The sequence below is a fragment of the Paenarthrobacter sp. CM16 genome (genome assembly GCF_013179505.1).
GTDB lineage: Bacteria > Actinomycetota > Actinomycetes > Actinomycetales > Micrococcaceae > Arthrobacter.
Genome location: NZ_JABMCX010000281.1, coordinates 1 through 6,063, shown reverse-complemented (window position 1 = coordinate 6,063; position 6,063 = coordinate 1). Strand labels below are relative to the sequence as shown.

The 6,063-nt window shown below is 63.5% G+C and carries 6 protein-coding genes; 1 reads left to right on the top strand and 5 read right to left on the bottom strand.

The features are described 5' to 3' along the window. The 5 genes from HP499_RS19510 to HP499_RS19490 form a co-directional block, all read right to left on the bottom strand. The coding region (locus HP499_RS19510) for a DeoR/GlpR family DNA-binding transcription regulator (protein ID WP_172325810.1) at positions 1–781 on the bottom strand (781 nt) is incomplete at its 3' end. A 24-nt stretch (positions 782–805) separates the two neighbouring features. Continuing rightward, positions 806–1,660 carry a class II fructose-bisphosphate aldolase gene (locus HP499_RS19505; protein ID WP_172325809.1) on the bottom strand — a complete coding sequence of 285 codons (855 nt, stop codon included), beginning with the start codon at positions 1,658–1,660 and terminating at the stop codon, positions 806–808. Continuing rightward, complete coding sequence (locus HP499_RS19500; protein ID WP_172325808.1) at positions 1,642–2,610, bottom strand: 1-phosphofructokinase family hexose kinase; 969 nt, start codon at positions 2,608–2,610, stop codon at positions 1,642–1,644. Before HP499_RS19500 ends, HP499_RS19505 begins: the two co-directional genes overlap by 19 nt. After that, complete coding sequence (locus HP499_RS19495; RefSeq protein ID WP_172325807.1) at positions 2,607–3,542, bottom strand: ROK family protein; 936 nt, start codon at positions 3,540–3,542, stop codon at positions 2,607–2,609. The genes HP499_RS19500 and HP499_RS19495 overlap by 4 nt, the downstream gene beginning before the upstream one ends. A gap of 9 nt (positions 3,543–3,551) precedes the next feature. Further along, positions 3,552–4,469, bottom strand: coding sequence for an SIS domain-containing protein (locus tag HP499_RS19490; RefSeq protein WP_172325806.1), 918 nt, complete (start codon positions 4,467–4,469; stop codon positions 3,552–3,554). A 275-nt stretch (positions 4,470–4,744) separates the two neighbouring features. On the opposite strand from HP499_RS19490, the gene HP499_RS19485 reads away from it, so the two are divergent. Further along, the coding region (locus tag HP499_RS19485; RefSeq protein ID WP_253951702.1) for an endo-alpha-N-acetylgalactosaminidase family protein at positions 4,745–6,063 on the top strand (1,319 nt) is incomplete at its 3' end.

Here is a 6,063-nt window from a genome sequence, read left to right as displayed (position 1 = left end):
ATGCGACGATGACTTCCGTGCCCTTGGCCTCGAAGGCAGCCTTGTCCTCCGCGCTGATCCCGGAATCGGTGATGAGGTGCCTGAAGTCGTAGCCCGCCATTGCGGCGAAGGAGCGGCGGCCCACCTTGGAGGAGTCTGCCACGACGTAGGACTCCGTGGCGCGGCGTGCCATCACGGTGTTGACCATGGCTTCACCTTCGTCGGTAATGGTTGGGCCGAGGTCCGGGTCCACGCCGTTGACGCCAATGAACGCAATGTCCAAGGCCACTTTTTGCATGATGACGTCCGTGTAGGGACCCACGAGCTCGTAGGAACGCGGGTTGAGGATGCCGCCGGTGACCATGATCTTGATATTGGGCCGGACCGCCAGCTGCGAGGCGATATTGATGGCATTGGTCACCACCGTCAGAGTCGGCCTGTTGGATGGCGCGTTGAGGTCTTCGCGGGTGGAGAGCAACTGGGCCAGTGCAGTGTTGGTGGTGCCACCGCTGAGTCCGATCACGGCACCTGGCCGGATCAGGGCTGATGCAGCCTGGGCAATGTCCTGCTTTGCCGCAGCGTGGTCGTCACGGTTGTAGCGGCCAGGGAGGTCATAGGCCACCGATCCCGTGGTGGCGCCGCCCCGGGTGCGGCTGAGGAGCCGCTGCTTGGCCAGGCTGTCCAGGTCACGCCGGGCCGTGGCTGGTGACACGCCCAGACGCGTCACGATGTCCTCGACTTCCACATGGCCGGACTCGGCCAGGAGATCGAGGATGGCGGTCAGCCGATCGGTGCGGGTCATGACGGGCCTTTCACGGGGTCGGAGCTATTTCGCTTTAGCGAACAGCGTCAGCATACGTGCGGACTCCAGCACAAGGGCATCACGGCCGGCTTTGATGTACTTCCGGGAATCCACCACTGCAGGGTTGACTTCGAGGTACTCACGGACGGCGCGGGTAAAGAACCCGTTCAAATGTGTGGATACGTTGATTTTAGTCATACCCGCGCCGATAGCGGCTACGAGCATCTCGTCCGCCACACCTGAGGAGCCGTGCAGGACCAGTGGTTTTCCCACGGCGGTCTTCAGCCGGGTGATCAAATGCAGGTCCAACGCGGCGCTCCGCTCCGTCATGGCATGGGAGGAGCCAACGGCCACGGCGAGCGCGTCTACACCGGTTGCTTCAACAAATGCATGGGCTTCAGCGGGGTCGGTCCGGACGCCCGGTGCGTGGGCACCATCCTTACCGCCCACTTTGCCCAATTCGGCTTCGACGTAGACACCGCGTTGATGGGCGTAGGCGGCGACACGCTGGGTAACCTCGACGTTCCAGTCATAGGGCAGGTGCGCGCCGTCGTACATGACCGAACCAAAGCCAAGGTCCACGGCTGCAAGGGCGAGGTCTTCGGATTCTGCATGGTCCAGGTGAAGTGCAACGGGCACTGCGGCGGAACGGGCGATCGCAAGGGCCGCTGAAGCGATCGGTTCGAGTCCACCGTGGTACTTGGCGCAGTTCTCGGAGATCTGCAGGATCAACGGAACACCGGCCGCTTCGGCTCCGGCCACCAGGCCTTCGGCGGTTTCAATATGGATGATGTTGAACGCGCCCTGGCCCGTGCCGGAGGCTGCGGCCCTGTCCATGAGTTCGCGTGTATTGACCAGGGTCACCGGGTCTCCTTCCATGTCACGATCAGTTGGTCTTGAAGTTCCTGGTAGCGCGGTGAAATCTCACCGGCGGCCGGCATGAGCACGGCAGCTGCGGACCAGGCGGTGGCCCGGCGGAGTATTTCGCGCGGTTCGGTGATGCCTTCGGCGAGTGCGACGGCGGCAGCCGCCACACCGGCGTCGCCCGCCCCTGTGGGGTTGCCGCTCAGTGCCTCGGGCAGGCGCGCGCTCCAGTAACCACCTGGAGCGGCGTGGTCGAAGGCGAGCATGCCCTCAGCCCCGGCACTGACCAGAACTGTCCGGGCGCCCATGTCGATCAAGGCGAGCGCTGCCGGTTCAAGGCTGGTTTCTCCGGTCGCTTCGGCAAGCTCATGATGATTTGGTTTGAGGATGTCGGCGCCGGCCTTGGCTGCGGCGATGATTCCGGGACCTGAGGTGTCAATGATTGCCGGGATACCGGCGTCGTGGGCCAGGCGCACCAGCTCCGGATAGAAATCAGCCGGAGCACCCGGTGGCAGGCTTCCCGAACCCACCAGGACGGAGGCCGGCAGGTTCCGGTTTCCGCTGACGGCTTCAACCACGGCAATCCGGAGTGAGCGCCAGTCGTCCGGCAGGAGTGCCTGGCCCTCTTCGTTGAAGATGGACGTTTCTCCGGCGACCGTATCCACCAGCGCGATGCTGCGGCGGGTCTCGGCGGCAACTCCCACCAGCGTGTGGGGAACGCCGCTGGTCCAGAGCTCAGCGGCAAGGGTTTGCCCCGCTGCACCGCCGGTGGGGGCAATGGCCAGAACAGGGTAGCCAAGCTGGTGTGTCACGCGGGCAACGTTGATGCCCTTGCCGCCGGCCCGGCTCAACGGTGTGGGTACACGGTGGCTGGCGCCCTCGGTGATTCCCTGCACCGTGTAGGTCATGTCGATAGCGGGGTTCGCGGTAACTGTGATGATGCGGTTGACGTTGGCTCGCTTCATTGTGCTGCTCCCAGGAGTGCCCGTGCATTCAAGGCCGCACCGAGCAACCCCGCGTTTTGTCCCAGTTGGGCCCTGATCAGCTGGGGGCGTCGCTGGAAATCGAGGATCCGGTCCACTTCCACCCGGAGGGGCTCCAGCAGTTCGTCCCCGGCTTCGGCCAGGCCGCCGCCGATCACTACCGCTTCGGTTCCCATGATGTTGACGCACTGGCAGATGGTGAAGGCGAGGGCATCCACGGCATCGGCCCAGATACGGGCGGCTGTTTCATCGCCGTCCCGCGCCCGGAGCAGGACACCACGGGCACCGTTCACGCGGTTCCCGGAGGCCCGGTAGTAGCGTTTGGCGATGGCACCGGCCGATCCCACGGCCTCGAGGATGGTGGAGCCGGCGGGGCCGGGGCCGGCGTCGGGGTCCGGGACTTGGGCATGGCCAAGCTCACCGGCGAAACCGCCTGCGGTCACGGCCTTGCCCCCTGAGAAAACGGCTGCTGCGATGCCGGTCCCCACCACCATCACCACAACGTCCTTGAACTCTTTGGATCCGCCGAAGCTGTGTTCAACGGCCGCAGCGGACCGGACGTCATGATCAAAGGCCACTGGAATCCCAAGTCGCTTTTCTGCCTCGGCAGTGAACGGGAAATTACGCCAGCCAAGATTGGCCGAGTAGACGCCTATGCCGGCAACGGAGTCCACGATGCCCGGGACGATGATGCCGGCCGCCCGGGCGGGGGCGTCCGGGAACTCATCAGCCAATTCCGCTTTAAGCTCCGCCAGCCGGTCCAAGACAGCTTCGCCGGGGCGCGCAGGATCCAATGGTGTAGGTACACGGCGCATGCCCAGGACTGTCCCGCGGGCATCCACCAAGCCGGCCTTGATATCGGTCCCGCCAACGTCGAAGGAGAGGACCGGTGACTCTGCGGCTCCGAGAACCATGACCGGGACCTAGGCGGAGGCGTCGAGAATGACGGAGCGCGTCAGATTGCGGGGCAGATCCGGGTTCAGGCCGCGGACGCGTGCACGCTCCAAGGTGACCTTGTGGACCCGCGCCAATTCAGCCAACGGATGCTTGTCGGTGTGGATGTAGAGGGCACCGGTGACGGCCATGTCGTCGTCCAGGCCTTCGGGCTGGGTACCAAACAGCCAGGTAACGCGGCCCGGGGCGGCGATGGAGATGGGTCCGTGGCGGTACTCCATGGCGGGGTAGGACTCGGTCCAGCCCTGCACTGCCTCGCGCATTTTCAGGCCGGCTTCGTGGGCCAGCCCTACGGTCCAGCCGGTGCCCAGGAAGGTGAACTGCTCGGCATCCAACAGCTCTTGCGGGACCGGGGCGCTGACGGCCTCACGAGCGTCCTCGATGGCCTGCTGCACGTCAATGCCGAGGCTTGTCAGGAGGTAGACCAAGGCAGTGGTGGCGAATCGGGTCTGCACCACCGAGCGTTCATCGGCGTACTGCAGGCCGATCACGGCATCTGCGAGGTCGATGATCGGAGACGTGGTGTCGCCGATGATGGCCACGGTGGGGACGATCCCCTGAAGCTCCGCGAGGATCTCCAGTACCTCCGTGGTGGTCCCTGACCGTGTAATGGCCACAACGGCGTCGTACTGGCGATCGGCACTGTTGTTGTTGAGGAAAGCCTCGGATGCGGCGAAGGCGTCGGTGACGCCCTTCCCTGCGGATTCGCGGGCTGCCGCATAGCTCTGGGCCATAAACCAGGATGTCCCGCAACCGATCACTGCGATGCGCTGGCCGTCGGCCGGAAGCAACTCCTCGGCGCGAGCCTGCTCCACCGCCCGCCGCCAAACCTCGGGCTGGGAAACCAGCTCTTCCTCCATGAAGGCACCCAGTGTGTTCTCGCTCATCGTGTGTTCCGCTCCCAGCTCAGCTTAATGACGTTTTCTGATCTATAGAAACACTAAACGATCATTTTCGATCTCACAAGGATCATCCAAGGGGAAGACTGCTCATAATTCCCGCGCTGCCAAAATGTCCGGATTCATCGGGAAAGCATGCGCCCAAGTGTGCAATTAAGTTAACTGCCTGTTAACTCTTGTCAACTTCTGTTCTGTGCAGCAGTCTTAGACACGTCCGCAAGAACATGATCGTAATCAGTTCGGAAAAATCAAGAAGGAGCATCATGCCCCGCTTGTCATCCCCCAGACGCCTCGTGTCGCTCAGTTTGGCCTGCGTCGTCGCCTCATCCTCGCTCGGACTCCTGGTCCTCCAACCCGCAACTGCGGCAGTCCCGTCTTTCCCGTTCGCCCCCGAGGCAGATACCGTCAGCGCCAACGACACTGCAACCATCACCTCCGGCCAGCTTGCCGTGGACGTTGCCACCGCATTCCCCCATGTCATTGGCTACACAGACACCGCCACCCAAGAACGCCTGGACGGCACCGTAACCCGGCTCAGTACCATCACCCTCAACGGTGTGGAGTACGCAGTGACCGGGACGTCTACTGAATCCGGAGACGACGCCCGGGAGTACGTACTGACCGTTCCGGAATTCGGCAACACCGTCATCAAGGCCCGGCTCTCGGTCAAGAAGAACGTGGTGTCCTTCAATGTCACAGAGATCAAGGAATCGGCTGATCATCAGGTCAAAACCGTGCAGCTACCCCGGATGAACCTGGTGACCGTGGGATCCACCCAACCCGGGGCCCAGGTCTCCACAGCCAACCTGTCCGTGGACCGCAGCGTTACCGGCGATGAATTCACGCCCATCACGGCGTCCACTCCCCTGGACGCCACCGCCAAGAGTTCCGCCTACGCCCTGGCCAACACCGCATCCCTGGGCGCCGCCGTCGAATCCAATGCCCTCTACGACACATCCTCAGGTCCGGGTGCCAAGGACCGCGGGCGCTTCTGGCGGCAAGCAGTCAGCGACGGAGCCGGAGGTGTTTCCATGGGTCTTGCCAGCGGCCAGTGGCTGTACCGGGCAGAAGGCTCCACAACCACCGAGGAACTACCGTGGACCCGCGTTGCCATCACCGCCGACGCAAATGCCGACGGCGGTGTGGACTGGCAGGATGCGGCAATCGCCATGCGATCCATCCAGGTCAACGCCCATAAGGGCGAACAGACGCCGGACAACGTGATTACCCACATTCCCTTCAACTTCGCCTCACAGGCAACCCACCCCTTCCTCCGGACCCTTGATGACGTCAAGCGCATCGCCTTGGCCACCGACGGGCTGGGGCAGGTGGCCATGCTCAAGGGCTACACCAGCGAGGGCCACGACTCCGCCAACACCGATTACGGCAACAACTTCAACACCCGTGCAGGCGGCCTGGAAGACCTCAATACCCTCGTCAAAGAAGGAAAGGAGTGGAATGCCAGCTTCGGCGTCCATATCAACGCCACGGAAATCTACCCGGAAGCCAAGTCATTCAGCGAAGACCTCCTCCGGGCAGACAAGGGCCTGGGCTGGAACTGGCTGGACCAGTCGTACTACAT

Bases quoted from the DNA above. Each gene is read 5' to 3' on its own strand.
- HP499_RS19505 (WP_172325809.1), bottom strand. From the start codon at position 1,660: ATGGAAGGAGACCCGGTGACCCTGGTCAATACACGCGAACTCATGGAC.
- HP499_RS19490 (WP_172325806.1), bottom strand. From the start codon at position 4,469: ATGAGCGAGAACACACTGGGTGCCTTCATGGAGGAAGAGCTGGTTTCC.
- HP499_RS19495 (WP_172325807.1), bottom strand. From the start codon at position 3,542: ATGGTTCTCGGAGCCGCAGAGTCACCGGTCCTCTCCTTCGACGTTGGC.
- HP499_RS19500 (WP_172325808.1), bottom strand. From the start codon at position 2,610: ATGAAGCGAGCCAACGTCAACCGCATCATCACAGTTACCGCGAACCCC.